Here is a 23,308-nt window from a genome sequence, read left to right as displayed (position 1 = left end):
GGGGACGGTTCTTACAGCGGTTCGGGAAGTTTTTCTCGCGAGTCGCGTGGGCCGCGCGAGCTCGGTACTACTCTGGGTGACGCGGTGAGGACGTGACGTGATCGTCGCGTCGTGATCAGACGCGCCCGGGCTACCTACGCCGGGCCGCCGACCGTCGAGCCGCCGCCACCGGAGTCGACAAAGCGGGTATGCATCTATGACGGTTCAGCCCCCCGGGGATCGCCCCGCGCCCGGCTACTACCCCGACCCTTCGATCCCTGGTTTCGTTCGCTACTGGGACGGCGACGGCTGGACGCCCGGCAGCGCGCGTCCCGCGCCCACGGACGGCGTGCCGCTGCCGCCACCGGCCCGCACCGGCTCCCGGGGTCCGCTGCGGGTGGCCCCGCCTCCGCCGCCGCGCGCGGAGGAGACGGGCCCGGTCTTCCTGGACGAGACGGGCGCCGCCGCGCTGACCGTCCCGGCCGCTGCGGAGTACGCCGCCGGGGCTGCCGCGACGGTGTGGAACGCGTCGCCGGAGGCCCAGCACGGGTTGCTGGAGCCGGAGGTGCCGCGCTGGGTGTCCTGGGGCGTGCCGGACGAGGCGGCTCCGTCGGTTGCGTCCGCTGTGGCGTCGCCGGTCGAGGAGCAGGCGCTGCCCGTCGCCCCGGCCGTGCCCGCACCTTCGCCTGCGGGGGGCGGGCGCTCGGTCGTCACCGCCGCGCTCGACGGTGACGCCGGGGGTGCGGCCTACGGCGGGGCCGAGGGCGGCGACGACGAGGACGACGAGCTCGCCTCCGCGTTGCGGCTGGCGCTCAGTCAGACCCGGCGGGCCCATCTCCCGCCGGCGTCGTACTACGAGGCCGAGGCCTGGGCCGACCCGCACGAGGGCCACGCCGAGCCGTCCGCGCCGCTTCCGGCCGCTCCGTTGCCGCCTGCTTTGCCGCCTGCGCTGCCGGGAGCGGGGCAGCCGTCGGGCTGGGAGGGGACCGGGCACCCGTCGTTCGGCAGCCTGGCGCTCCCGCCCGAGCCCGTCGCCCCGCCGGTTCCGCCTGCCCCGCTCGCTCCGCATGTGGCGCTGCGGGTGCACGAGCTGGACGAGGTAGTGACGGACAGTCAGGCGCTCGCAGTGGGCGGCCTTCCGGTCGCGGAGCGCGGCCCGGCCGTGAAGCCCGCGCTGGAGCCGCGACCCGCGCCCACGACCCGGCCTGCGCCGACCGCCTCGACCGCTCCGACTGTCCCGCAGGTTCCACGCGTGACGCCGCCCGCCGCCCCTGCTCCCGCGCCTGCCCCTGCCCCTGCCCCCGAGCGTCCGCGCCGGGCCGCGAGCGAGTCCGCCGGCGCGCCGTCGAAGCGGGTGCGCGCGGCGCAGGCGAAGGCGCGGCCCGCGCTGCTCGGGCCGCGGCTCGGTGCCCGGCTGTTGGACGCCGTCGTGGAGTACGCGCTGGTCGGCGTGCTGGGCGTGGTGCTGGTCCAGCGGGTGGTGCTGCATCTCCAGGCGAAGATCGACGCCGCGCAGGTGAGCGGCACGCCGCAGACGGTGTGGCTGCTCGACGGGACGGTGCTGGCGAACGCGGGGATCCTGCTGGCCGCGCTGCTGGCCACGGGCGTGGTCTACGAGGCGATCCCGACCGCCGCATGGGGCCGGACCTTGGGCAAGGCGGTCTTCGGGCTGCGCGTCCTCGACTCCAAGACCCGGCAGCGGCCCGGCCTCGGACGCTGCCTGCTGCGGACGGCGCTCGCCCAGACGATGGTCTTCGTGCTGCTGGGGGTGCTGGAGTTGATCCCGTGCGCCACCGACCAGAGGCTGCGACGGAGCTGGCACGACCGGCTCACGCGCACCTTCGTAGCGAAGCGGTGAGCAGGGTGCGAGGGGATTCGGCGGCACCGCGGTCGGGCTGATGTCACGTCAATCCGGGGAACAGGAGAAACGCCCCAAGATACAAGGAATTGTCCAATTGGAGTGATTCACTCCTGGTATGACGACACCTGAGCCTCCGGACCGCGGCGAGCCCGAGCAGCCGCCGTCGTTCGACAAGGACCGGCCCGGTTCAGGCGGCTCGCCGTACGACGCGCCGCCGCCTCCACCGCCCCCGCAGTCGGACCCGTACGCCAATCCCTACGGCAATCCGTACGCCACCCCGCCCGGCGGCCAACCCGGCGGCCAACCCGGCGGTCAACCCGGCGGGCAGCCGTACTACACGCCGCCCGGACCGGGCGTGGCGCAGACGGGGATGCCACTGGCGGCCCTGAGCAAGCGGCTGCTCGCGCGCATCATCGACTGGCTGGTGCTGGCGATCATCGCCGTCCCGCTGGCGATCATCGCCGCCGCGGCCAACGACCACGACCGCAGCGGCCTCAGCCTGACGGCCAGTCTGGTCTCCTTGTTCGCGGCCTTCCTCTACGAGGGCCTGATGCTGACCAGGGCAGGCGGTCAGACGTTGGGCAAGAAGGCGCTGCGGATCCGCGTCGCGGCCTTTGCCGACGGGTCACCGCCGTACGGCAGCATGGGCTGGACCCGGGCAGCGGTCTGGGACCTGCCGGCCCTGCTCTGCTGCCTCTGGCAGGTCGTGGACGGCGCCTGGTGCACCTGGGACCACCCGTACCGGCAGTGCCTGCACGACAAGGCCGCCAAGACGGTCGTGGTCGACGCCGTCTGACGGGTACGCGGTTCGCCGGACCCGCTCAGTGGGCGACGCGCTCGGGCTCGGGAACCCGCAGCGGCGGGGTGGCCGGAGCGTCTCCGCGAGCCACCACCTGCGTCCGCGCGCCCTGCTGCCGGCTCCGCGCGGCGGGCGTGGGACGACGGCTGCGCCGGGTGGCCTGCCGGCCGGGGCCGTGCCGACCGCGGCGGGCGGCGGTCACCGTGCCGAGGGTGAGGCAGAGCAGGACCAGCAGGGTGACCGCCAGGACGCTCTGCGCCCCGGAGAGCGCCAGCAGCGCGACGGTGGTGGCGACGACGGCGAGGGTGCCGACGGCGAGCTGGGACAGAGCCGGACGTGGCATGGGACGTTCCGTCCTTCGCATCGGGAACTGCGGGCCGCGCCACGGAACATGCGGGCCCGCCGGGGGTGGTTTCGAGCGCGGACACGTGCTGTCGATCGGCAGATACCCAGCGCATGTGCCGATCAGCCCAAGGTCACCGCGCGGGCCGATGCACGGGGGGCGCACGGGCTCATGCCCAGGGCCTGATTGAGAACTCGCGTCAGATCAGCCCGGGGCGGCTGGCGCGGTCAGCTGCAAGGCGGAGGATCGCCCTCGTACCGGGCTGTACTTGGGCGATTCGACAACGCAGCAGGTGGCCGAGCCAGGCGGCCCGGGCCTGGCGGGAGTTCTCAATCAGGCCCTGGCCCTGCGCCGACCCCGTCCCTCGGCTCGGGCGACCGCCCTCACCGCCCTCCCGACCTGCGCGGTCAGTCGGTGGCCACCACCGGAGTGCCCGTCAGTTCCACACCCGCTGCCTGGAGTTCGTCGAGGGCCGCGTCCGTTGTGGCCTTGGCCACACCCGCCGTCAGGTCCAGCAGCACCCGCGTCGTGAACCCCTCGCGGGCCGCGTCCAGCGCGGTCGCCTTCACGCAGTGGTCGGTGGCGATGCCGACCACGTCCACCTCGGTGATGTGGTGCCGGCGCAGCCAGTCACCGAGCCCGACGGAGTGCTCGTTGCGGCCCTCGAAGCCGCTGTAGGCGGCGGCGTGCGCGCCCTTGTCGAAGACGGCCTCGACCCCGCCCGAGGTGACCGCGGGGGCGAAGTTCGGGTGGAAGCCCACGCCCTCGGTCCCGGCGACGCAGTGGACCGGCCAGCTGTGGACGAAGTCCGGCTCGGCGGAGAAGTGGGTCCCGGGATCGATGTGGTGGTCGCGGGTGGCGACCACGTGGTCGTAGCCGGAGGTGCTCTCGGCGACCAGGTCGGTGATGGCCGCGGCCACCTCCGCGCCACCGGCGACCGGCAGGCTGCCGCCCTCGCAGAAGTCGTTCTGCACGTCGACGATGATCAGTGCGCGGCGCATGGCACATCCTGCGGTAGGCGGGGTCCGTTGGAAGCAGCGTAGGGAGGGAAGCGGTGTTGCGCGAGAGGTGGACTGGACCAGTTGTCCACCCTGTGGTGCCGTCGTTCCTTGCTCATCGAACGTCCCCCGTTCGTCCCTCGGTTCAGTGCTCGGTTCAGCGCTCGTTCAGTGCTCGGTTCGGCCTTCGACGTACTCGGTCGGGATGACCGGGTCGCCTTTGGACAACTGGGTGGCCGACAGCGGCAGTTGGCCGCGTGACCGGAGGTGGCGGCGGCGCGCGTCGCCCAGCGGCTCGCGGCCGACGACCTCGCCGGCGCGGATCAGGTCGCGGTGGAGCAGGCTGTCCCGCAGCGAGTCCGGCACCGGCCCGGTGCCGACGACCTCGGCCTCGGCCACGCCCTCAGCGTCCAGGCGTCGGGCCGCCCACTTGCGGCCGCCACGGCTGGCCTTCGCGCCCGCCGAGCGCTTGGCGACCGGCACCAACGGGGCGTCCGGGTCGGCGGAGGCGCCGCGCGCGACCAGCTTGTAGACCATGGAGCAGGTCGGCTGGCCGCTGCCGGTGACCAGCGAGGTGCCGACGCCGTAGGCGTCGACGGGGGCGGCGGCCAGGGCGGCGATGGCGTACTCGTCGAGGTCGCTGGTGACCACGATCCTCGTCTTGTGCGCGCCCAGCTCGTCCAGCTGGCGGCGGACCCGGTGGGCCAGCATCAGCAGGTCGCCGGAGTCGATCCGGACCGCGCCGAGCTCCGGTCCGGCCACGTCGATCGCGGTGCGGACGGCCTCGCCGACGTCGTAGGTGTCGATCAGCAGCGTGGTGCCGCGGCCCATGGAGTCGATCTGGGCGGTGAACGCGCCGCGCTCGGTGTCGTGGAGCAGTGTGAAGGCGTGCGCGGCCGTGCCGGTGGTCGGGATGCCGTACTGGAAGCCCGCCTGGAGGTCGGAGGTGGCGTTGAACCCCGCGATGTACGCGGCGCGCGCGGCGGAGACGGCGGCCGCCTCGTGGGTGCGCCGGGCGCCCATCTCGATCATCGGCCGCTCGCCCGCGGCGGCGGCCATCCGGGAGGCAGCGGCGGCGATGGCGGAGTCGTGGTTGAGGATCGACAGGATCGCCGTCTCCAGGATCACCGCCTCGGCGAAGCTGCCCTCGACCACCATCAGCGGCGAGCCGGGGAAGTAGCACTCGCCCTCGCCGTAGCCGCGGATGCTGCCGGTGAAGCGGTAGTCCGCCAGCCAGCGCAGCGTGTCGTCGTCGACGACGCCCTGGTCGGCGAGCCAGTCCAGCTGCGGGGTGGTGAAGCGGAAGTTCTCGACCGCGTCCAGCACCCGCCCGGTCCCGGCGGCCACGCCGTAGCGGCGGCCCTCGGGCAGCCGCCTTGTGAACACCTCGAACACCGAGTGGCGGTGCGCCGCGCCACTGCGCAGCGCGGCCTGGAGCATGGTGAGCTCGTAGCGGTCGGTCAGCAGGGCGGTCGACGCGGCGGTGGGCGTCGGCGCCTGAACAGGAGATTCCTGCGCAGCATCCATGGACATCATCGTACCGCACATACTCGTCACTTTGACGATTAGTCGGGTTGCGGTCACCCGGACGGGGGCGGAATCGCTTTGGGATCGCCCGGATGGCAGCATGGACAGTGCAGTCAAGGAGCCCGAGGGAGTGCAAAGTAGTGAGCGTCGCGCCGGTTGAGATCGAGCGCACCGAGTCCGAGCAGGCCCCTTTCGCGGTGCCGGATCCGGACATCCCATGGGTCACGATCGTCCACAACGACCCTGTTAACTTGATGTCCTACGTCGTCTACGTCTTCCAGACGTACTTCGGCTACCCCAAGGAGAAGGCCCGTCAACTGATGCTCGACGTGCATCACAAGGGGCGTGCCACCGTCTCCAGCGGTACCCGCGAGGAGATGGAGCGGGACGTCCAGGCGATGCACGGCTACGGGCTGTGGGCCACGCTGCAGCACGACAAGTGACGGGCAATAGGCACGAGTAGATGACTGGTCTGTTCAAGCGCGCCCACGGCGGCGGCGCGCAGCTCACCCTCGACCCGATCGAGGCGTCCATCCTGCGCAACCTCACCGTGCAGATGCTGGAGCTGATCGGCCCCGGCCCGGGCGGGGACGCGTCCGACTCCTCCGCGGCGGACTACGACCCGCTGGCGGCGCTGTTCGCCGAGGGCCCGAGCGAGCCGCCGGAGGACCCGGCGCTGGCCCGGCTCTTCCCCGACGCGTACGCGGAGGGCCCGGACGCCGAGTCGGCGTCGTCGGAGTTCCGCAGGTTCACCGAGAACGACCTGCGCGCGAAGAAGCGCGACGACGCGCTCGCGCTGGTGCGCGCGCTGGACGCGGCGGAGAAGGATCGCCGCGGGCGGCCGGTGGTGAAGCTGGACGCCGCGGCATGCGGGCACGCCCTGGGCACGCTGAACGACCTGCGCCTCACGCTGGGTTCCCGCCTGGACGTCTCCGAGGACGACGACTCGCTCTACCGCCTGCCGGACGAGGACGACCGGAAGCCGCTGGTCATGGCGTACCTGTGGCTGGGGGGCCTGCAGGAGTCCCTGCTGGACGTGCTGATGTCCTGAGCTTTGGACGGGGGAAGGTGCGACTTCCCCGCCTGCCTATCCTTGCCGCATGTTGACCATCACCCGCGAGCTTCTCGACGCGATCGTGGCCCACGCACGTGCCGATCATCCCGATGAGGCCTGTGGCGTCATCGCCGGACCCGTCGGCACCGGCCGGCCCGAGCGATACATCCCGATGCTGAACGCCGCCCGGTCGCCCACGTTCTACGAGTTCGACTCGGGTGACCTGCTGAAGCTCTACCGCGAGATGGACGACCGCGACGAGGAGCCCGTCGTGATCTACCACTCGCACACCGCCACCGAGGCCTACCCCTCCCGGACCGACGTGTCCTACGCGTCCGAGCCCAACGCGCACTACGTGCTCGTCTCCACCGCCGAGTGCGGCGCCGAGGAGGGGCCCTTCCAGTTCCGTTCGTTCCGCATTGTGGACGGTGTGATCACAGAGGAAGACGTCGAGGTCGTCGAGAGCTACGCCTGAACCCCCGCGAAGGGCCCGCCGGAGACCGGCGGGCCCTTCCGTGTGTCGGGATGCAAGACGGATTCGTCCGTGGAATGGGACGGGGATCCCGTTCCGGGGTCGGGAATCTATACGATGACCGCATGCGTTCCGTCGACATGAGCCTTAGCGCGCCCGGCACCCGCCTCGTGGCGCGGCTGCATGTCGACCTGTGCCGCCTTGCCAGCGCCATCTGTCGCGCCGCCGCCTGAGCCTGCCGAACGATCCCGAACGATCGAACGAAACGCCCGTGTCCGCGCCTTGGCGCGGTCGCCGCGCGTGCCGAGCCTTCCGCCTCTCCCACCGAGACGACCACCCTGGAGTGCAGCCATGGCCATCGAGGTCCGCATCCCGACCATCCTCCGCACCTACACCGACGGCGCCAAGGCCGTCGAGGGCAGCGGCGAAACCCTCGACGCCCTCTTCAGCGACCTCGACGGCCGCCACCCCGGCCTGCGCGAGCGCCTCGTCGACGCCGGTGAGCTGCGGCGCTTCGTCAACGTCTACCTGAACGACGAGGACGTCCGCTTCCTGGACGGCATCAACACCGCCGTCGCCGCGGGCGACAACGTGACGATCCTGCCCGCCGTCGCGGGCGGCGCGCGCTGAGATGAAGTACGACACCCCCCTCGAAGCCGTCGGCAACACCCCCCTCGTCGGTCTGCCGCGCATCAGCGCGACCGTGCCGGGCAACGAGGCGGGTGTCGTACGCCTCTGGGCCAAGCTGGAGGACCGCAACCCGACCGGCTCGATCAAGGACCGCCCCGCGCTCCACATGATCGAGCGGGCCGAGGCGGCCGGCCGGCTCACGCCCGGCTGCACCATCCTGGAGCCCACCAGCGGCAACACCGGCATCTCGCTGGCGATGGCCGCCAAGCTCAAGGGCTACCGCATGGTCTGCGTGATGCCCGAGAACACCAGCGAGGAGCGGCGCGAGCTGCTGCGGATGTGGGGCGCGGAGGTCATCTCCTCCCCGGCCGCCGGCGGCTCCAACACCGCCGTCCGCGTCGCCAAGGAGCTCTCCGCCGAGCACCCCGACTGGGTGATGCTCTACCAGTACGGCAACCCGGACAACGCGGGCGCCCACTACGCCGGCACCGGCCCGGAGATCCTGGCCGACCTGCCCACCGTCACCCACTTCGTCGCGGGCCTCGGCACCACCGGCACCCTGATGGGCGTCGGCCGGTACCTGCGCGAGAAGGTGCCGGGCGTCCAGATCGTCGCCGCTGAGCCGCGCTACGACGACCTGGTCTACGGCCTGCGCAACCTCGACGAGGGCTTCGTGCCCGAGCTCTACGACGCCGAGGTGCTCACCACCCGCTTCTCCGTCGGCTCGGCGGACGCGGTGCGGCGCACCCGGGAGCTGCTGCAGCTGGAGGGCATCTTCGCGGGCGTCTCCACCGGCGCGATCCTGCACGCGGCGATCGGCGTCGCCCGCAAGGCCGCGCAGGCGGGGGAGCGGGCGGACGTGGTCTTCGTGGTCGCGGACGGCGGCTGGAAGTACCTGTCCACCGGCATCTACACCGCCGAGACCACCGAGGACGCCGTCGAGGCGCTCCAGGGCCAGCTCTGGGCGTAGAAGTCCCCCTTCGTAGGACTGTGCCGGACTCGGTTTCTTTGTCCGTTTCCTGCCCTGAAACCGTTACAGAACGCCCACAGGCGCGGATGCCGTGACCTTCTTCTCGTTGGGCCGGAAAACGCTGGAGATCCAGCGCTTTCCGCGTCCGACGGAGGAGGCACCCATGAGCTCCGCTGACCTGTGGTCCTACCGGGAGATCGCCGCGCACATCGGCGTCCAGCCCGAGACGGTCAAGTCGTACCGTCGGCAGGGAATCCTCCCAGCACCGGACGTGGTGACCTCGTTCGGTCAGCCGCGCTGGTACGCGGACACAATTCGTTCATGGGTACGACGGCGACCACACAACCGCCGTTGAGGGCGGAGCTTAGCCCGGGGGACCCGCTTCGGGGCGCCGCGCTGCCTCGTCCTGGTGATTCCGAACACAACCGGCCCGGGTGACAGCGACCGTGACGTTCCGCCGCTCTACTCTCGAACCTCCACGACCCCGCCGCAATGGAGCGGCGGGTGTGAGCACGCGGAGGGCACGGCATGGAACTGACTGTGGTGGGGAGCGCCGGGAGCTTTCCCTCAGCGGATTCCCCCTGCTCCTGCTACCTGGTCCAGGCGGACGGCTTCACCCTGGTCGTCGACCTGGGCAACGGGGCGCTCGGCGCGCTGCAGAAGTACATCGGCCTCTACGACGTTGACGCGGTGCTGCTCAGCCACCTCCACGCGGACCACTGCGTGGACATGTGCGCGTACTACGTGGCCCGCAACTACCGCTTCGAGGGCTGCCCGGACCCGGTCCCGGTCTACGGGCCCACCGGCACGGCCGAGCGGCTGGCCCGCGCCTACGACATGGACGAGCAGCCGGGCATGAAGGAGGTCTTCGACTTCCGCACGCTCAGCGACGGCAGCTTCGAGCTCGGGCCGCTGACCATCAGCGCCGCCCGGGTCGCGCACCCGGTCGAGGCCTACGCCTTCCGGATCACGCACGCGGGCCGGTCTTTCGTCTACACCGGCGACACCGGGCCCTGCGAGCAGCTGGTCACCCTCTCCCAGGGCGTCGACCTGCTCCTCTCCGAGGCCGCGTACACGTACGGCAAGGAGGAGTTCGCCGACGTCCACCTGAACGGCCGTCAGGCCGGGGAGCTGGCCAGGCGTGCGGGCGCCGGCCGCCTGGTGCTGACCCACATCCCGGTGTGGACGGACCCGCAGCGCAACGCCTCGGACGCGGCCGTGGAGTACAGCGGCCCGGTCGAGCTGGCTCGACCGGGCGCGGTGTACACGTTCTGACGGGGCACTGCTGACGGCGCCTCAGGCCGTGAGGGCCTTCAGGGCCTTCAGGCCTTGGTGAGGTCCTCCAGCTCGGCCAGCTCCTCGTCGGTCTCCCGCCCGGGGGTCTTGATGTTGAACTTCACGATGGCGACGCGGAAGACCACGTAGTAGACCACCGCGAAGCAGAGGCCGATCGGGATGATCAGCCACGGCTTCTGGTCCATGTGGTAGTTCGCCACGTAGTCGATCAGGCCCCCGGAGAAGTTGAAGCCCGCGTGGACTCCGAGCGCCCAGGTGACCGCCATGGACAGCCCGGTGAGCAGCGCGTGGATCACGTACAGCGCCGGGGCCAGGAACATGAAGGCGAACTCGATCGGCTCCGTGACGCCGGTGACGAAGGACGTCAGCGCGACCGAGATCATCATGCCCATCACGGCCTTGCGGCGCTCGGGCCGAGCGGTGTGCGCGATCGCGAGGGCGGCCGCCGGAAGGCCGAACATCATGATCGGGAAGAACCCGCCCATGAACTGACCGGCCGTCGGGTCGCCGTGGAAGAAGCGGGTCAGGTCGCCCTGGTAGGTCGTGCCGCCGTGAGTGTACGAGCCCGCCTGGAACCAGACGAAGGTGTTCACGAACTGGTGCATGCCGATCGGCACGAGCAGGCGGTTGGCGACGCCGAAGATACCGGCGCCCAGCGCACCGAGGCCGATCAGCCAGGTGCTGAAGCTGTTGAGCGCGTCGCCGACCGGCTGCCAGGCGAGGCCGAAGACGATGCCGAACGCCGTGCCGATGAAGGCCATGAGGATCGGCACCAGGCGGCGGCCGTTGAAGAAGCCGAGCCAGTCCACCAGCCTGGTGCGGTGGTAGCGCTGCCACACGACGGCCGTCACCAGGCCGATGAGGATGCCGCCGAGGACACCCGGGTTCTGCGGCGTTCCGGTCGGGTTCGCCGCCGTGACCGTGCCCGAGGCGGGGAAGGCGGCAAGGGTGCTGTGGTAGACGAGGAACCCGGCCACCGCGGCGAGCGCGGTCGAGCCGTCCGCCTTCTTGGCGAAGCCGATCGCCACGCCGATGCAGAAGAGCAGGGGCAGGCCGATCTTGGCGTCCAGGATGCCGCCACCGGCTCCGGAGAACACGGCCGAGGTCTTGGTCCAGAAGGCTCCGTGGCCGTAGGCGCCGATCAGGTTGCCGATACTCATCAGCAGACCGGCGGCGGGCAGCACGGCGACGGGCAGCTGGAGGCTGCGTCCGACCTTCTGGAGGCCTGCGAAGAGGCCCGAGCCCCGCTTCTTTGCGGGGGCCACCGTGCCTGCGTCGGTGGTTGCGCTCATGGTGTTCCCTTTGTGACAAGAATGGTCTACACCACAGAGGCGTAGGCTCAGTGGTGTAGACCATTCTTAACACGGTTTCACCCGGCCTCGGAATCCTCCGTTTCGGAGTTGTGATGTTCCGGAATGTGCCGATCCGCTACTTGGTGTTCGCTTCCTCGAGCTCGTCGGCGTCGTCCTCGCGGCCGGGGGTCTTGAGATCGAACCTGGTGATTGCGAAGCGGAAGACGGCGTAGTAGACCACCCCGAACACCGCGCCCACAGGCAGGATGATCAGTGGTTTGGTGGCCAGATTGAAGTTGATCAGGTAGTCGATCAGGCCCGCGGAGAAGCTGAAGCCGTCGTGGACGCCGAGCGCCCAGGTGATCGCCATCGAGCAGCCGGTCAGCAGCGCGTGCAGGACGTAGAGCGCCGGTGCGATGTAGCAGAAGGAGAACTCGATCGGCTCGGTGACGCCGGTGACGAGGGAGGTCAGGCCGACCGAGATCATCATGCCCATCACCTCCTTGCGCCGGCTCGGCTTGGCGCAGTGCGCCATCGCCAGGGCGGCGGCAGGGAGGGCGAACATCATGATCGGGAAGAAGCCGGTCATGAAGATGCCTGCGCTCGGGTCGTGGTGCAGGAAGCGCGGGATGTCGCCCTGGTAGGTCTGGCCCTGATAGCGCCACGTCCCGTACTGGAACCAGACGTAGGTGTTGAGCAGCTGGTGCATGCCGATCGGCAGCAGCAGCCGGTTGGTGAAGCCGAAGAGCCCCGAGCCCAGCCAGCCCAGATGCGTCAGCCAGTTGCTGAAGCTGTTGAGGCCGGAGCCGATCGGCGGCCAGAGGCTGACGAAGACGACGCCGAGCAGCGTGCCGACCCCGGACATCAGGATCGGCACGAGACGGCGACCGTTGAAGAAGCCCAGCCAGTCGACCAGCTTGGTGCGGTGGAACCGCTGCCACAGCCGCGCCGCGATCAGGCCGACCAGGATGCCGCCCAGCACGCCCGGGTTCTGCCCAGGGAACTGCGGATGGCCGAGCGCGTCCTTGGCCGGGAAGGCGTCGAGAACCCACCGGTAGACGAGGAACCCGGCGACGGCGGCGAGCGCGGTCGAGCCGTCCGCCTTCTTGGCCATGCCGATCGCGACGCCGATGCAGAAGAGCAGAGGCAGGCCGATGTAGGCGTTGAGCAGGGCGCCACCGGCGGCGGCGAAGACCTTGGCGACGTTGTCCCAGCCCAGACCGGTCTTGCCGAAGACGTCGTCCTGGCCCAACCGGTTCAGGATCCCGGCGGCGGGCAGCACGGCGACGGGCAGCTGGAGGCTGCGTCCCATCTTCTGCATGCCGCTGTAGAAGCTCTGGAAGGCGGACGGCCCTGCGGTGGCCTGCGCCGTGCTCATGCTCGACTCTTCTCCCTCGTCGTCGTGGGCCGAGTCGGGTCCCCCTCTGTTGTTCACGACTGTTGTTCGCGACTGTTGCTCGCCGCTGACGGACCGTCCGCGTTTGGTCCGCGTGCGCAAGTGGTGTAGACCAGTTGGATGTGAGGCGTCCCCGTAGTGGACATCCTCGGGGTGCTTGGCGATCTTCGCTCGCGAAGTTGGGCCATTAGTGAGTTAACGTGACATCACGGGACACCTGCCTTAAAACTGGATGTCCCGGCCTAGAACAGGAGAACCCATGGCCAGCAAGGCTGAGAAGATCGTCGCGGGACTGGGCGGCATCGACAACATCGAAGAGGTCGAGGGCTGCATCACCCGCCTGCGCACCGAGGTCCACGACGCCTCCCTGGTCGACGAGGCCGCGCTGAAGGCCGCCGGCGCCCACGGCGTGGTCAAGATGGGCACCGCGATCCAGGTCGTCATCGGCACCGACGCCGACCCGATCGCCGCGGACATCGAGGACATGATGTGACGCACCGCGTCACGGACTGACTTATGGACTGACTTACGGACTGATGGCCCGAGGGCTTGACGGGCGGCGGAACGCCCCGTCAGTCCACCACCGACGGCCCGCGCCCCGCCTGCGCGGGCCGTCGGCGTACCCGCAGCTCGGGCCGGTCTTCCGACAACCGTTCCGACCGCCGTCCGGGCGGGTCCGTTCCGCGTCGTTTCGGTAGGGTCGGGGACATGACTCGCATCGACGGCCGCAGCCCCGAACAGCTCCGTCCCATCACCATCGAACGCGGATGGAGCAAGCACGCCGAGGGTTCTGTCCTCGTCTCCTTCGGCGACACCAAGGTGCTCTGCACCGCCAGCGTCACCGAAGGCGTCCCGCGCTGGCGACGCGGCAGCGGCGAAGGCTGGGTCACCGCCGAATACGCGATGCTGCCCCGCTCCACCAACACCCGCAGCGACCGCGAGTCCGTGCGCGGCAAGATCGGCGGCCGGACCCACGAGATCAGCCGCCTGATCGGCCGTTCGCTGCGCGGCGTGATCGACCTGCGCGCACTGTCGGAGAACACCATCGCCCTGGACTGCGACGTCCTCCAGGCCGACGGCGGCACCCGGACCGCCGCGATCACCGGCGCCTACGTCGCACTCGTCGACGCCGTGCGCTGGGCCCAGGCCAAGAAGATCACCCGCGCCAAGGCCGAACCGATCGTCGGCGCGGTCTCCGCCGTCAGCGTCGGCATCGTCGACGGCAAGCCGCTGACCGACCTCTGCTACGAGGAGGACGTCCGCGCCGAGACCGACATGAACATCGTCTGCACCGGCGACAGCCGCTTCGTCGAGGTCCAGGGGACGGCCGAGGGTGCGCCCTTCGACCGCGACCTGCTCAACCAGCTGCTCGACCTCGGCCAGCTGGCCTGCTCGGAGCTGGACGCGATCCAGCGCAAGGCACTGGAGGGCTGAACCGATGGCGGCAGAACGGCAGCGCCTGGTCCTGGCCACACGCAACGCCCACAAGGTCGTCGAACTGCGCGCCATCCTCGGCGCAGCCGGCCTCGACGTCGACCTGGTCGGCGCGGACGCGTACCCGGAGGTGCCGGACGTCCCCGAGACGGGCGTGACCTTCGCGGAGAACGCCCTGCTCAAGGCGCACGCTCTGGCGCGCGCCACCGGACTGCCCGCAGTCGCGGACGACTCCGGCCTCTGCGTCGACGTCCTCGGCGGCGCGCCCGGCATCTTCTCCGCCCGCTGGGCGGGCAAGCACGGCGACGACACCGCCAACCTGGAGCTGCTGCTCGCCCAGCTCTCCGACATCGACACCCCCCACCGCGCCGCCCACTTCGCCTGCGCGGCGGCCCTCGCCCTGCCGAACGGCGAGGAGCGCGTGGTCATGGGCCGCCTCCGCGGCACGCTGCGCTTCGCGCCGGCGGGGGAGTACGGCTTCGGCTACGACCCGATCCTCCAGCCGGACGGATACACGGTCACCTGCGCGGAGTTGACACCGGACCAGAAGAACGCGATCAGCCACCGCGGCGAGGCGTTCCGGGCGCTGGCTCCGGTGGTTCGGGAGCTCCTGGGCTGACCGGCGCTGAACGACACGAAGGCCCCGCCTCCTGAGGAGGCGGGGCCTTCGTTCCCTGTGCGGCCGGAGGGACTCGAACCCTCACGCGCTTTCGCGCACGGGCATCTAAAGCCCGCGAGTCTGACCAATTTCTCCACGGCCGCAGTAAGAAGGATGGTACCTACTCCCCGACTGTCCTGTCCCGGCCGCTCGCCCGACTGCGCTTTCGCTTGTTGCGACCGCAGTACGTGTCCGTGGTGGCGTGGCAGTTCGGGCAGAGGATGCGGAGGTTGTCCGGCCGGTTGTCGGCCCAGTCGCCGTTGATGTGGTCGACCTCCAGGGTGAGGTCCTTGCCGCACCACAGGGGGCCGGTGCCGCAGCCGGCGCAGACGTCGGGACGGCCCAGCTCGCGCAGCGCTTGCCGCAGCCGCGAGCCCGGCACTCGCTTGGCGTTCCAGGGGCGTACAACGAGAACCTCGGCAGGGGTCAGCCTGGGGCACCTCTTGCCCTTGTTGTGCGCCTGGCCGGTGAAGTGGCTCGTGTCGATGCCGAAGGCCCTGATCCGCCTGGCGACATGCGCTTGCGTGCCGCCAGCCTGACGCATGTGCAGGTGGCGCACCACCCCGGCGAAGCTGTGAGATGCGGCGACGGCTTCGGCCAGAAGCTCGGGCGTGTGCACTGGGGCGGGCGGGACCGGGACGGGAAGGCCGTAGGAGATGAGCCGCTTTCGCAGATAGCGCCGGGTGTATCGGCAGGGCTCCTTGCCCATGCGCCGCAGCATGTCGTCGAGTTGGCCGCCTTCCGCAGCGACCGCCGACAGGTACTCGCGCGTGTAGAGAACTCGCGTCGACATGGCCCACCCCCATGGCTTCGGATCCCGATCTCATACGGAAGAACGAGGGCCGAACGTGCGCGTCACGGGTGCGCGCAAGTGACCTGGGTCACAGCATGTCTCCGCGTTTGACAGTCATGTGGTCGAGACCAATAGGACTAGGCCAGTTTTGGCCACCATGGCACTGAGCTGCCTGTTTGGTGAACCTTAAGCGCTCTTAAGTGACACGTTGCCAAACAGGGTCTTGACGCTGACTGTTGGTCCAGGCCAATTTATCTGCGTGCGCAGCCGTTGACCCGAGACGACGTCCCTCGTGGAGGCAGCAGATATGGAAGACAGACGTCCCACCCGAGTGAAGGCACTGCTTGCAACATGTACCGCCGGGCTGCTGGCAGTTGGCGGCTTGGCGCTGGCCGGGGGATCGGCCCAGGCTGCGGCTACCGGGCAGTTGTTGGTGAACGGCGGGTTCGAGTCCGGGGATCTGACCGGATGGTCCTGCTCGGCGAACGACAAGGTGGTCACCAGCCCTGTCGCGCAGGGGTCCTACGCGCTGTCGGGTACACCGGCCGGGCAGGACGACGCGCAGTGTGCGCAGATGGTCTCCGTGCTGCCGAACTCCACGTACACCCTCTCCGGTGAGGTCGAGGGCAACTACGTCTACCTCGGCGACACCGGCACCGGGACCACCGACACCAGCAACTGGACTGCGTCCGCTCCGAGTTGGCAGACGCTGTCGACCACCTTCACCACCGGTGCGTCCACCACCTCCGTGACGGTGTGGGTCCACGGCTGGTACGGCGAGGGGACGTTCGGCGCGGACGCGCTGTCGCTGGTCGGGCCGACGCCGAGCGGTGGCGGGACGGGCAGCCCGTCCCCGAGCACGTCAGCAAGCGCCAGCGCCAGCGCCTCGGCGAGCCCGAGTGCCAGTGCGTCCGCCAGCGCGTCCGCGTCCGCCTCCCCGAGCAGCACGGCGACGACACCGCCGCCCGTGGACACGGGCTTCCACCACCCCGTCTACTTCATGCCGTTGGACAACTCGCCGCAGGCGATCTCCGACATCCTCGCCAACTCCTCGGAGAACCAGTTCAATCTGGCCTTCGTCCTCGACTCCGGCGGCTGCACGCCCGCGTGGGGCGGCAACGCGTCGGCTCCCGTCTCGTCCGACACGGCCGTGCTCGCCGACGTCAACGCGGTCCGGGCCGCGGGCGGTGACGTGGCGGTCTCCTTCGGTGGCTACAACGGCACGGAGCTGGGCTCCAGTTGTGGCAGCGCGTCCGCGCTCGCCGCCGCGTACCAGTCGGTGATCACCAAGTACGGCCTCACCCGGATCGACCTGGACTGGGAGAACACCGCGCTGGACTCCAACATGGCCGTGCGTTGGGGCGCCATCAAGCAGTTGGAGGCCCAGGATCCCAACCTGATCGTGTCGCTGACGATTCCGGCCACCACCGTGGGTCTGCCCGACACCGGCAAGGACGAGATCCAGCAGGCCATCAACGACGGTGCGCGGATCGACCGGGTCAACCTGATGGACTTCGACTTCGGGCTCAACAGCGGCACCCAGACCGCTGCCGCCGAGACCGTCGCCTCGGACACCGCCGCCCAGTTGGAGACCCTCTACGGCTGGAACGCGCAGACCGCCTGGGCGCACCTGTCGGTGCAGCTGATGAACGGTCACACCGACCAGCCCAGTGAGCTGTACACCCAGCAGACCTTCACCGACCTGCTCGGCTACGTGCAGGCCAACCACGCTGCGGCGTTCTCCTACTGGGACATCAACCGCGACCGTGCCTGCGACCCGAGTGTCGTGCACAACTGGGCCGACGGCGCGTGTTCCAGCGTGACGCAGAACCCGTACGACTTCACGAAGATCATCACCCAGTTCAACGGCTGACCGCGTTCGTTCGGCCGTCCTCAACCCCACCCGTGCCGGGAGGCCCCACACCCCGGCGCGGGTGGTCACGCGCACCACTCTGCAACACCTCGCACAACTCCGCGCCACCTCGTAAGGCGCACACTTCACCCCCCACAACCCACGGAGCAGTTCCATGCACCAGCGTTCCCTGCCCGTTCCGACGTCCCCGGAGCGGAGGACGAAACGCGGCACCGCCCTGGCGACGGTGACGGCGCTCGTCGCCGGATCCCTTGCGGTGGCCGCCGGTCTGACCGGCGCCAGCGCCGCCTCCAGCAATCTTCTGACGAACGGCGACTTCGAGGCCGGCAATCTGAGCGGCTGGACCTGTTCCGCGCTCGACTCGGTGGTCACCACCCCGGTCCACACCGGCAGTTACGCGCTGGCGGGCGCTGCCTCGGCCGGTGACGACGCCCAGTGCACGCAGAACGTCGCGGTGCAGCCGAACACGACCTACACGCTGTCCGGCTTCGTGCAGGGCGACTACGTGTACCTCGGCGCGACCGGCACCGGCGTCAACGCCAGCACCTGGACGCCGGCCAACGCCGGTTACGGCCAGCTGTCGACCTCGTTCACCACCGGGGCGACCACCACGTCGGTGCAGGTCTTCACGCACGGCTGGTACGGCGAGGGGACGTTCTACGCCGACGACCTCACGCTGACCGGCCCTGGTGGTTCCGGCGGCGGGACCTCCAGCCCGTCCGCCAGCGCTTCGGCGTCGGCCTCGCCGTCGTCCTCGGCTTCGGCCAGCGCGTCCGCGTCGCCGTCGTCCTCCCCGACCTCCTCGCCGTCGTCGTCCGCGAGCGCCAGCCCGTCCGCGTCGCCGACGTCCACCGGCGGCACTGGCGCGCCCGGTGGCGACGGCCTGGTCACCGCCCCGACGGGGATCACGGCCAAGGTCACGAGCAACGCAGTGACGCTCTCCTGGAGTGCCTCCACCGACAACTCGCAGACCGGCGACGCCCCGGCGTACTACGTCTACAACGGGGCCAACCTGGTCGCGACCTCGATGGGCACCTCGGTCACCGTCAGTTCGCTGCAGCCGAACACCGCCTACAGCTTCACCGTCCAGGGCTACGACAAGGACGGCCACGCCTCGGCGCAGTCCGCGCCGGTCTCGGCGACCACGGGTGCGCTGCCGACGGGCGCGATGAAGTCCGCGTACTTCGACCAGTGGTCGATCTACGGCAACGCGTACTACCCGAAGAACGTGGACACCTCGGGCGCGGCCTCCGGCCTCAAGGTGATGACGTACGCGTTCGAGAACATCGATCCGACCAACCTGACCTGCTTCGAGACGGTCAAGGCCTCGGACTCGACCAACGAGTCGGACCCCAACGCCGGTGACGGCGCGGGCGACGCGTTCGCCGACTACCAGAAGTCGTACACCAGCGACATCTCGGTGGACGGCTCGTCCGACGCCTGGTCGCAGCCGATCAAGGGCAACTTCAACCAGCTGCGCGAGCTCAAGGCGAAGTACCCGAACCTGCGGATCGTCCTCTCCATCGGTGGCTGGACGTACTCCAAGTACTTCTCCGACGTGGCCGCCACGGACGCGTCGCGCAAGAAGTTCGTCTCGTCCTGCATCGACATGTTCATCAAGGGCAACCTGCCGACCGGCGTCGCCGGTGACGCGTCCGGCGGTGCGGGCTCGGCGGCGGGTCTGTTCGACGGGATCGACATCGACTGGGAGTACCCGGCGTCGGCCAACGGCCACACGGGCAACCACTACTCGGCCGCGGACACCGCCAACTACACCGCGCTGCTCGGCGAGTTCCGCAGCGAGCTGGACGCGTACGGCGCGCAGGTGGGCAAGCACTACCTGCTGACGGCGGCGCTGCCGTCCGGCCAGGACAAGATCGCGCTGATCCAGCCCGCCGCGATCTCGAAGTACCTGGACTACGGCGACATCATGACCTACGACATGCACGGCGCCTGGGAGTCCACGGGTCCGACGAATTTCCAGGACCCGCTGCACGACACCCCGAACGACCCGAGCACCCCGGTCGCCCCGGGCACGGAGAAGTACAACATCGACGAGACGATCAAGGCGTACACCACCGGAGACTCGGCCTACGGCATCACGGGCGGGTTCCCGGCGTCCAAGCTGGTGCTCGGCGTCCCGTTCTACTTCCGTGGGTGGAGCGGTGTCCCGGCGGGCAGCAACTACGGCCTGTACCAGACGGCGACCGGGGCCAGCCCCGTGCAGACCTACACCCAGCAGGCGGGCATCGCCGACTGGAAGGAGCTGGCGGCCCAGGGTCTGACGACGGGGTCCACGGTGCACTGGGACCCGACCACCCAGAGCTCGTGGATCTACAGCAACGGTGACTTCTACACCGGCGACACCCCGCAGGCGATCGCCGCGCGCGGCGCCTACGCCACCGCGAACGGTCTGGGCGGCATCTTCGCCTTCTCGTTCGAGGGCGACGACTCCTCCGGCTCGCTGATCCACGCGATGACCGGGTCCATGCAGTAACCGGCAGTCCTGACCGCACGAAGCCCCCGCTGCGCTACGCCCGGCGGGGGCTTCCGCGTGTACGTGCGCGGGACGGATCAGACCTTGAGGTCCTTGATCAGCTTGGCGACGTGGCCGGTCGCCCGGACGTTGTAGAAGGCGTGCTCGATCTTGCCCTGCTCGTCGACGACGAAGGTGGAGCGGATCACGCCGGTCACCGTCTTGCCGTACATGGTCTTCTCGCCGAAGGCCCCGTACGCCTGGAGCACCTCCTTCTCGGGGTCGGCCACCAGGGTGACCTTGAGGTGCTCCTTCTCGCGGAACTTGGCCAGCTTCTCGGGCTTGTCGGGGGAGACGCCGATGACGTCGTACCCGGCCTCGGCCAGCACGTCCAGGTTGTCGGTGAAGTCGCACGCCTGCTTGGTGCAGCCAGGTGTCAGTGCGGCCGGGTAGAAGTAGACGATGACCTTGCGGCCGAGGTGGTCCGCCAGGGAGACGGGCTTGCCGTCGGCGTCGGGCAGGGTGAAGGCGGGGGCGGTGTCGCCAGGCTGAAGTCGGGCACTCATGCTGCCGACGGTACCGCCTGCCACCGACGCGGACCGGTCGGGACAGGCTCGGAGCGGTCCGGACCGGTCGGGACAGGTCCGGACCCGGCGCGACCTGAGCCGGAGCGGGGTGCCGCTGCGCGCGAGGCGGTGCGACCTGACAGACTGTCCGCTAGGAGTAACAGTCGGGTAGGCGAGCGAGAGAGGTGTCCTCGTGGGCGAGGTCAGCACCAGGGACGAGAGCCGGGACAGGCGCAGCGCTGCCCAGATCGAGGCGGACATCGTCCGCACCCGCACCCAGCTGGCGGCGACGCTCGACGAGCTGGCCGTCGCGGTGCATCCCTCGACGCTGATCGGTCAGGCGAGGGAGCAGGCCAAGGCGACCGTGGACCGCACCGTCGGCCAGGCCTTCGTCGCCGTCAACCGCGGCGTCGAGCAGGTGAAGGCGCAGTTCGTGGACGAGAAGGGCCAGCTCCGCAAGGAGCGTGTGGTGCCGGTGGCCGCGGTCGGCGCCGCGGTCGTGGTGGGCCTGGTCCTGCTGCGCCGGAGGAAGTAGTCCGTCGGAAGAGGGAGCCTCCGGCTGCCTGTACGGTTTCTGCGTGAACGCGGACGTTCCGAGTGAACGTGGATGAGATGGCGGACGGGACTGTGAGCAAGAAGCACGACTCCTCCTTCGGCGAGAAGCTGCCGATCCGGATGCTGCACGACCGGGTCCTGGTGCGCACCGAGGGCCCGGAGGGGGATCGTCGCTCCACCGGCGGCATCCTGATCCCGGCGACCGCAGAGCTCTCCAAGCGATGCGCCTGGGCGGAGGCGGTCGCCGTGGGCCAGAACGTGCGCAGCATCGAGCCCGGCGACCGGGTCCTCTACGACCCGGAGGACCGCGCCGAGGTCGAGGTGCGCGGCACGCTCTACGTGCTGCTGCGCGAGCGCGACATCCACGCGGTGGCGTCCGAGCGGGTGAGCGAGGCGGACGGCAGCAGCACGGGGCTCTATCTGTAGTCCGCTCCGGTCCCGTCAGCTGAGGTCCGCCGTCCCGTCAGTTCGTCATGGGACGAGGTGAACGGCACGACGGGCACGTCGGGAACCAACAGGCACGGTCTCCCCGAGTTCTTCGGCGGCTCGGAGTTCACCAAGCCGAGCGCGACCACCTGCCACGACTTCAACCTGTGGTCGGGCCAGGTCGGTGTCACCTACGAGGGCTGGCTCTACTACGGCAACGGGAACTGGGGCGCGTGCACGGAGGGGTACGTCAGGTACTCCGGCGGCTCCATCGTCCTGTGCTCCAACGTGGCGGCCGGCACCATCGAGGGTGTGACCTCGTCCAACGGGTCCGGCCAGGGCATCGAGATCGAGGACTGACCCGGTTCGACACGCTCCCCTCCGCTTCTCCGGCGAGCTCGGTCCTGCCGGAGAAGCGGAGGGGACACGGACGGCAACACGGGTCTGTATCTCTGATCACAGCCCAGGTGGGGGCCCCGCGAACGGCGTAGAGTCCGGGGCATGAGCGAGCACTTTGATGTGGTGGTGCTGGGGGCTGGCCCCGGCGGTTACGTGGCCGCGATCCGGTCGGCGCAGCTGGGCCTGACCACGGCGATCGTGGAGGAGAAGTACTGGGGCGGGGTCTGCCTGAACGTGGGCTGCATCCCCTCCAAGGCGCTGCTGCGCAACGCGGAGCTTGCCCACCTGTTCACCCAGGAGGCGGACACCTTCGGCATCCGGGTCGAGGGGAAGGTCAGCTTCGACTACAAGGCGGCGTTCGAGCGCAGCCGCCAGGTCGCGGACGGCCGGGTCAAGGGCGTCCACTTCCTGATGAAGAAGAACAAGATCAAGCAGTTCCAGGGCCGCGGCACCTTCGTCGGCGCCAACACCCTGCAGGTCGCCCTGAGCGACGGCGGCACCGAGACGGTCACTTTCGACCACTGCATCATCGCCGCGGGCGCGACCACCAAGCTGCTGCCGGGCACCTCGCTGAGCCCGCGCGTGGTCACCTACGAGGAGCAGATCCTCAGCGACTCGCTGCCGGAGAGCATCATCATCGCGGGCGCCGGCGCGATCGGCGTCGAGTTCGCGTACGTGCTGCACAACTACGGCGTCAAGGTCACCATCGTCGAGTTCCTGGACCGGATGGTCCCGCTGGAGGACGCGGACGTCTCGGCGGAGCTGGCCAAGCGCTACCGCAAGCTCGGCATCGACGTGCTGACCTCGACCCGGGTCGACTCGATCGACGACAGCGGCGAGAAGGTCCGCGTCACGGTCACCACCAAGGACGGCTCGCAGAAGGTGCTGGAGGCCGACAAGGTCCTCCAGGCCATCGGCTTCGCCCCGCGCGTCACCGGCTACGGCCTGGAGAACACCGGCGTGGCGCTGACCGAGCGCGGCGCGATCGACGTCGACGAGTACTGCCGCACCAACGTTCCGCACATCTTCGCCATCGGTGACGTCACGGCCAAGCTGATGCTGGCACACGCCGCCGAGTCCATGGGCGTCATCGCGGCCGAGACCATCGGCGACGCGGAGACCATGTCGTTGGACTACGTGATGGTCCCGCGCGCCACCTACTGCCAGCCGCAGATCGCCAGCTTCGGCTGGACCGAGGCGCAGGCGCGCGAGAAGGGCTTCGACGTCAAGGTCGCCAAGTTCCCGTTCACGGCCAACGGCAAGGCGCACGGCATCGGCGACCCGGGCGGCTTCGTCAAGATCATCGCCGACGCCAAGTACGGCGAGTTGCTCGGCGCGCACCTGATCGGCCCCGACGTCACCGAGCTCCTGCCGGAGCTGACGCTGGCCCAGCAGTGGGACCTGACGGTCAACGAGGTCGCCCGCAACGTGCATGCGCACCCGACGCTGGGCGAGGCGGTCAAGGAGGCCATCCACGGCCTGGCCGGGCACATGATCAACTTCTGACGCGG

26 protein-coding genes and 1 tRNA gene are annotated in these 23,308 nt (G+C 69.9%); 19 read left to right on the top strand and 8 right to left on the bottom strand.

The window, feature by feature from the left end:
• Positions 1 to 196 precede the first annotated feature (196 nt).
• Together I2501_RS30900 and I2501_RS30895 are read left to right on the top strand one after the other, a co-directional pair.
• Positions 197 to 1,837, top strand: coding sequence for an RDD family protein (locus I2501_RS30900; protein ID WP_196197606.1), 1,641 nt, complete (start codon positions 197 to 199; stop codon positions 1,835 to 1,837).
• A gap of 118 nt (positions 1,838 to 1,955) precedes the next feature.
• Positions 1,956 to 2,636 (top strand): RDD family protein, encoded by a 681-nt coding sequence (locus I2501_RS30895; protein ID WP_196197605.1) that lies wholly within the window; start codon positions 1,956 to 1,958, stop codon positions 2,634 to 2,636.
• 25 nt (positions 2,637 to 2,661) lie between these two features.
• On the opposite strand, the gene I2501_RS30890 is transcribed toward I2501_RS30895, so the two are convergent.
• From I2501_RS30890 to I2501_RS30880, 3 genes are all read right to left on the bottom strand, one after another.
• Entirely contained in the window at positions 2,662 to 2,982 is a 321-nt protein-coding gene (locus I2501_RS30890) for a hypothetical protein (RefSeq protein ID WP_196197604.1), read from the bottom strand.
• 407 nt (positions 2,983 to 3,389) lie between these two features.
• The gene (locus I2501_RS30885) at positions 3,390 to 3,983 is read right to left on the bottom strand and encodes an isochorismatase family protein (protein ID WP_196197603.1); all 594 of its coding nucleotides are present in this window, start codon (positions 3,981 to 3,983) and stop codon (positions 3,390 to 3,392) included.
• 165 nt (positions 3,984 to 4,148) lie between these two features.
• A complete protein-coding gene (locus I2501_RS30880; RefSeq protein WP_196197602.1) occupies positions 4,149 to 5,507 on the bottom strand; it encodes a nicotinate phosphoribosyltransferase in 1,359 nt (452 codons plus the stop codon).
• 92 nt (positions 5,508 to 5,599) lie between these two features.
• Here I2501_RS30880 and clpS point away from each other — a divergent pair, with 92 nt between their 5' ends.
• From clpS to I2501_RS30845, 8 genes are all read left to right on the top strand, one after another.
• Positions 5,600 to 5,950 (top strand): ATP-dependent Clp protease adapter ClpS, encoded by a 351-nt coding sequence (gene clpS / locus I2501_RS30875; protein WP_196197601.1) that lies wholly within the window; start codon positions 5,600 to 5,602, stop codon positions 5,948 to 5,950.
• Between the two features lie 20 nt (positions 5,951 to 5,970).
• Positions 5,971 to 6,558, top strand: a complete 588-nt coding sequence (locus tag I2501_RS30870) for a DUF2017 domain-containing protein (RefSeq protein WP_196197600.1) — start codon at positions 5,971 to 5,973, stop codon at positions 6,556 to 6,558.
• A 49-nt stretch (positions 6,559 to 6,607) separates the two neighbouring features.
• On the top strand, positions 6,608 to 7,036 hold the full coding sequence (locus I2501_RS30865; protein ID WP_196197599.1) for a Mov34/MPN/PAD-1 family protein: 429 nt from the start codon (positions 6,608 to 6,610) through the stop codon (positions 7,034 to 7,036).
• A 122-nt stretch (positions 7,037 to 7,158) separates the two neighbouring features.
• The gene (locus tag I2501_RS40795) at positions 7,159 to 7,266 is read left to right on the top strand and encodes a putative leader peptide (protein ID WP_328806765.1); all 108 of its coding nucleotides are present in this window, start codon (positions 7,159 to 7,161) and stop codon (positions 7,264 to 7,266) included.
• A gap of 118 nt (positions 7,267 to 7,384) precedes the next feature.
• A complete protein-coding gene (locus I2501_RS30860) occupies positions 7,385 to 7,663 on the top strand; it encodes a MoaD/ThiS family protein (RefSeq protein WP_196197598.1) in 279 nt (92 codons plus the stop codon).
• A 1-nt stretch (position 7,664) separates the two neighbouring features.
• The gene (locus I2501_RS30855; RefSeq protein WP_196197597.1) at positions 7,665 to 8,633 is read left to right on the top strand and encodes a PLP-dependent cysteine synthase family protein; all 969 of its coding nucleotides are present in this window, start codon (positions 7,665 to 7,667) and stop codon (positions 8,631 to 8,633) included.
• A gap of 163 nt (positions 8,634 to 8,796) precedes the next feature.
• Complete coding sequence (locus tag I2501_RS30850) at positions 8,797 to 8,988, top strand: MarR family transcriptional regulator (protein WP_196197596.1); 192 nt, start codon at positions 8,797 to 8,799, stop codon at positions 8,986 to 8,988.
• Between the two features lie 173 nt (positions 8,989 to 9,161).
• Positions 9,162 to 9,908, top strand: a complete 747-nt coding sequence (locus I2501_RS30845; RefSeq protein WP_196197595.1) for an MBL fold metallo-hydrolase — start codon at positions 9,162 to 9,164, stop codon at positions 9,906 to 9,908.
• A gap of 47 nt (positions 9,909 to 9,955) precedes the next feature.
• Here the strand turns inward: I2501_RS30845 and I2501_RS30840 are convergent, their stop codons facing one another.
• Both I2501_RS30840 and I2501_RS30835 read right to left on the bottom strand, forming a co-directional pair.
• Complete coding sequence (locus I2501_RS30840) at positions 9,956 to 11,221, bottom strand: PTS transporter subunit EIIC (protein ID WP_196197594.1); 1,266 nt, start codon at positions 11,219 to 11,221, stop codon at positions 9,956 to 9,958.
• Between the two features lie 136 nt (positions 11,222 to 11,357).
• Positions 11,358 to 12,599 (bottom strand): PTS transporter subunit EIIC, encoded by a 1,242-nt coding sequence (locus I2501_RS30835; protein WP_236047566.1) that lies wholly within the window; start codon positions 12,597 to 12,599, stop codon positions 11,358 to 11,360.
• A gap of 277 nt (positions 12,600 to 12,876) precedes the next feature.
• Here I2501_RS30835 and I2501_RS30830 point away from each other — a divergent pair, with 277 nt between their 5' ends.
• The 3 genes from I2501_RS30830 to rdgB all read left to right on the top strand — a co-directional run bounded on the left by I2501_RS30830 (position 12,877) and on the right by rdgB (position 14,670).
• The gene (locus tag I2501_RS30830) at positions 12,877 to 13,110 is read left to right on the top strand and encodes a glucose PTS transporter subunit EIIB (protein WP_196197593.1); all 234 of its coding nucleotides are present in this window, start codon (positions 12,877 to 12,879) and stop codon (positions 13,108 to 13,110) included.
• A gap of 215 nt (positions 13,111 to 13,325) precedes the next feature.
• A complete protein-coding gene (rph, locus tag I2501_RS30825; RefSeq protein ID WP_196197592.1) occupies positions 13,326 to 14,051 on the top strand; it encodes a ribonuclease PH in 726 nt (241 codons plus the stop codon).
• A 4-nt stretch (positions 14,052 to 14,055) separates the two neighbouring features.
• Positions 14,056 to 14,670, top strand: a complete 615-nt coding sequence (gene rdgB / locus I2501_RS30820) for an RdgB/HAM1 family non-canonical purine NTP pyrophosphatase (RefSeq protein WP_196197591.1) — start codon at positions 14,056 to 14,058, stop codon at positions 14,668 to 14,670.
• Between the two features lie 58 nt (positions 14,671 to 14,728).
• Here rdgB and I2501_RS30815 read toward each other — a convergent pair.
• Together I2501_RS30815 and I2501_RS30810 are read right to left on the bottom strand one after the other, a co-directional pair.
• A tRNA-Leu gene (locus I2501_RS30815) sits at positions 14,729 to 14,813 on the bottom strand.
• A 17-nt stretch (positions 14,814 to 14,830) separates the two neighbouring features.
• Positions 14,831 to 15,502 (bottom strand): HNH endonuclease signature motif containing protein, encoded by a 672-nt coding sequence (locus I2501_RS30810; RefSeq protein WP_196197590.1) that lies wholly within the window; start codon positions 15,500 to 15,502, stop codon positions 14,831 to 14,833.
• Between the two features lie 382 nt (positions 15,503 to 15,884).
• Between I2501_RS30810 and I2501_RS30805 the strand changes: the two genes are divergently transcribed.
• Together I2501_RS30805 and I2501_RS30800 are read left to right on the top strand one after the other, a co-directional pair.
• Positions 15,885 to 17,375, top strand: a complete 1,491-nt coding sequence (locus tag I2501_RS30805; RefSeq protein ID WP_236047564.1) for a carbohydrate binding domain-containing protein — start codon at positions 15,885 to 15,887, stop codon at positions 17,373 to 17,375.
• A gap of 154 nt (positions 17,376 to 17,529) precedes the next feature.
• On the top strand, positions 17,530 to 19,872 hold the full coding sequence (locus I2501_RS30800; RefSeq protein ID WP_196197588.1) for a glycosyl hydrolase family 18 protein: 2,343 nt from the start codon (positions 17,530 to 17,532) through the stop codon (positions 19,870 to 19,872).
• A 77-nt stretch (positions 19,873 to 19,949) separates the two neighbouring features.
• Here the strand turns inward: I2501_RS30800 and bcp are convergent, their stop codons facing one another.
• On the bottom strand, positions 19,950 to 20,417 hold the full coding sequence (gene bcp / locus I2501_RS30795) for a thioredoxin-dependent thiol peroxidase (RefSeq protein ID WP_196197587.1): 468 nt from the start codon (positions 20,415 to 20,417) through the stop codon (positions 19,950 to 19,952).
• 193 nt (positions 20,418 to 20,610) lie between these two features.
• Between bcp and I2501_RS30790 the strand changes: the two genes are divergently transcribed.
• From I2501_RS30790 to lpdA, 4 genes are all read left to right on the top strand, one after another.
• Positions 20,611 to 20,952 (top strand): DUF3618 domain-containing protein, encoded by a 342-nt coding sequence (locus I2501_RS30790; protein ID WP_196197586.1) that lies wholly within the window; start codon positions 20,611 to 20,613, stop codon positions 20,950 to 20,952.
• A gap of 77 nt (positions 20,953 to 21,029) precedes the next feature.
• Complete coding sequence (locus I2501_RS30785) at positions 21,030 to 21,398, top strand: GroES family chaperonin (RefSeq protein ID WP_196197585.1); 369 nt, start codon at positions 21,030 to 21,032, stop codon at positions 21,396 to 21,398.
• Positions 21,399 to 21,455: 57 nt separating this feature from the next.
• Positions 21,456 to 21,758 carry a hypothetical protein gene (locus tag I2501_RS30780; RefSeq protein WP_196197584.1) on the top strand — a complete coding sequence of 101 codons (303 nt, stop codon included), beginning with the start codon at positions 21,456 to 21,458 and terminating at the stop codon, positions 21,756 to 21,758.
• Between the two features lie 141 nt (positions 21,759 to 21,899).
• On the top strand, positions 21,900 to 23,303 hold the full coding sequence (gene lpdA, locus I2501_RS30775; protein WP_196197583.1) for a dihydrolipoyl dehydrogenase: 1,404 nt from the start codon (positions 21,900 to 21,902) through the stop codon (positions 23,301 to 23,303).
• The last annotated feature ends 5 nt before the right edge of the window (positions 23,304 to 23,308 follow it).

Source organism: Streptacidiphilus fuscans (assembly GCF_015690355.1).
Lineage (GTDB): Bacteria > Actinomycetota > Actinomycetes > Streptomycetales > Streptomycetaceae > Streptacidiphilus > Streptacidiphilus fuscans.
The sequence above is the reverse complement of the archived record's forward strand: the minus strand, read 5'-3'. Positions and strand labels throughout refer to the sequence as shown.

Excerpts from the sequence above, each read along its gene's own strand:
- bcp (WP_196197587.1), bottom strand. The coding sequence starts at position 20,417 with ATGAGTGCCCGACTTCAGCCTGGCGACACCGCCCCCGCCTTCACCCTG.
- I2501_RS30830 (WP_196197593.1), top strand. The coding sequence starts at position 12,877 with ATGGCCAGCAAGGCTGAGAAGATCGTCGCGGGACTGGGCGGCATCGAC.
- rph (WP_196197592.1), top strand. The coding sequence starts at position 13,326 with ATGACTCGCATCGACGGCCGCAGCCCCGAACAGCTCCGTCCCATCACC.
- I2501_RS30895 (WP_196197605.1), top strand. The coding sequence starts at position 1,956 with ATGACGACACCTGAGCCTCCGGACCGCGGCGAGCCCGAGCAGCCGCCG.
- I2501_RS30845 (WP_196197595.1), top strand. The coding sequence starts at position 9,162 with ATGGAACTGACTGTGGTGGGGAGCGCCGGGAGCTTTCCCTCAGCGGAT.
- I2501_RS30855 (WP_196197597.1), top strand. The coding sequence starts at position 7,665 with ATGAAGTACGACACCCCCCTCGAAGCCGTCGGCAACACCCCCCTCGTC.
- I2501_RS30810 (WP_196197590.1), bottom strand. The coding sequence starts at position 15,502 with ATGTCGACGCGAGTTCTCTACACGCGCGAGTACCTGTCGGCGGTCGCT.
- I2501_RS30870 (WP_196197600.1), top strand. The coding sequence starts at position 5,971 with ATGACTGGTCTGTTCAAGCGCGCCCACGGCGGCGGCGCGCAGCTCACC.
- I2501_RS30890 (WP_196197604.1), bottom strand. The coding sequence starts at position 2,982 with ATGCCACGTCCGGCTCTGTCCCAGCTCGCCGTCGGCACCCTCGCCGTC.
- I2501_RS30865 (WP_196197599.1), top strand. The coding sequence starts at position 6,608 with ATGTTGACCATCACCCGCGAGCTTCTCGACGCGATCGTGGCCCACGCA.
- I2501_RS30835 (WP_236047566.1), bottom strand. The coding sequence starts at position 12,599 with ATGAGCACGGCGCAGGCCACCGCAGGGCCGTCCGCCTTCCAGAGCTTC.
- I2501_RS40795 (WP_328806765.1), top strand. The coding sequence starts at position 7,159 with ATGCGTTCCGTCGACATGAGCCTTAGCGCGCCCGGCACCCGCCTCGTG.
- I2501_RS30800 (WP_196197588.1), top strand. The coding sequence starts at position 17,530 with ATGCACCAGCGTTCCCTGCCCGTTCCGACGTCCCCGGAGCGGAGGACG.
- rdgB (WP_196197591.1), top strand. The coding sequence starts at position 14,056 with ATGGCGGCAGAACGGCAGCGCCTGGTCCTGGCCACACGCAACGCCCAC.
- I2501_RS30860 (WP_196197598.1), top strand. The coding sequence starts at position 7,385 with ATGGCCATCGAGGTCCGCATCCCGACCATCCTCCGCACCTACACCGAC.
- I2501_RS30785 (WP_196197585.1), top strand. The coding sequence starts at position 21,030 with ATGGCGGACGGGACTGTGAGCAAGAAGCACGACTCCTCCTTCGGCGAG.
- clpS (WP_196197601.1), top strand. The coding sequence starts at position 5,600 with ATGGCAGCATGGACAGTGCAGTCAAGGAGCCCGAGGGAGTGCAAAGTA.
- I2501_RS30900 (WP_196197606.1), top strand. The coding sequence starts at position 197 with ATGACGGTTCAGCCCCCCGGGGATCGCCCCGCGCCCGGCTACTACCCC.
- I2501_RS30885 (WP_196197603.1), bottom strand. The coding sequence starts at position 3,983 with ATGCGCCGCGCACTGATCATCGTCGACGTGCAGAACGACTTCTGCGAG.
- I2501_RS30850 (WP_196197596.1), top strand. The coding sequence starts at position 8,797 with ATGAGCTCCGCTGACCTGTGGTCCTACCGGGAGATCGCCGCGCACATC.
- lpdA (WP_196197583.1), top strand. The coding sequence starts at position 21,900 with ATGAGCGAGCACTTTGATGTGGTGGTGCTGGGGGCTGGCCCCGGCGGT.
- I2501_RS30840 (WP_196197594.1), bottom strand. The coding sequence starts at position 11,221 with ATGAGCGCAACCACCGACGCAGGCACGGTGGCCCCCGCAAAGAAGCGG.
- I2501_RS30880 (WP_196197602.1), bottom strand. The coding sequence starts at position 5,507 with ATGGATGCTGCGCAGGAATCTCCTGTTCAGGCGCCGACGCCCACCGCC.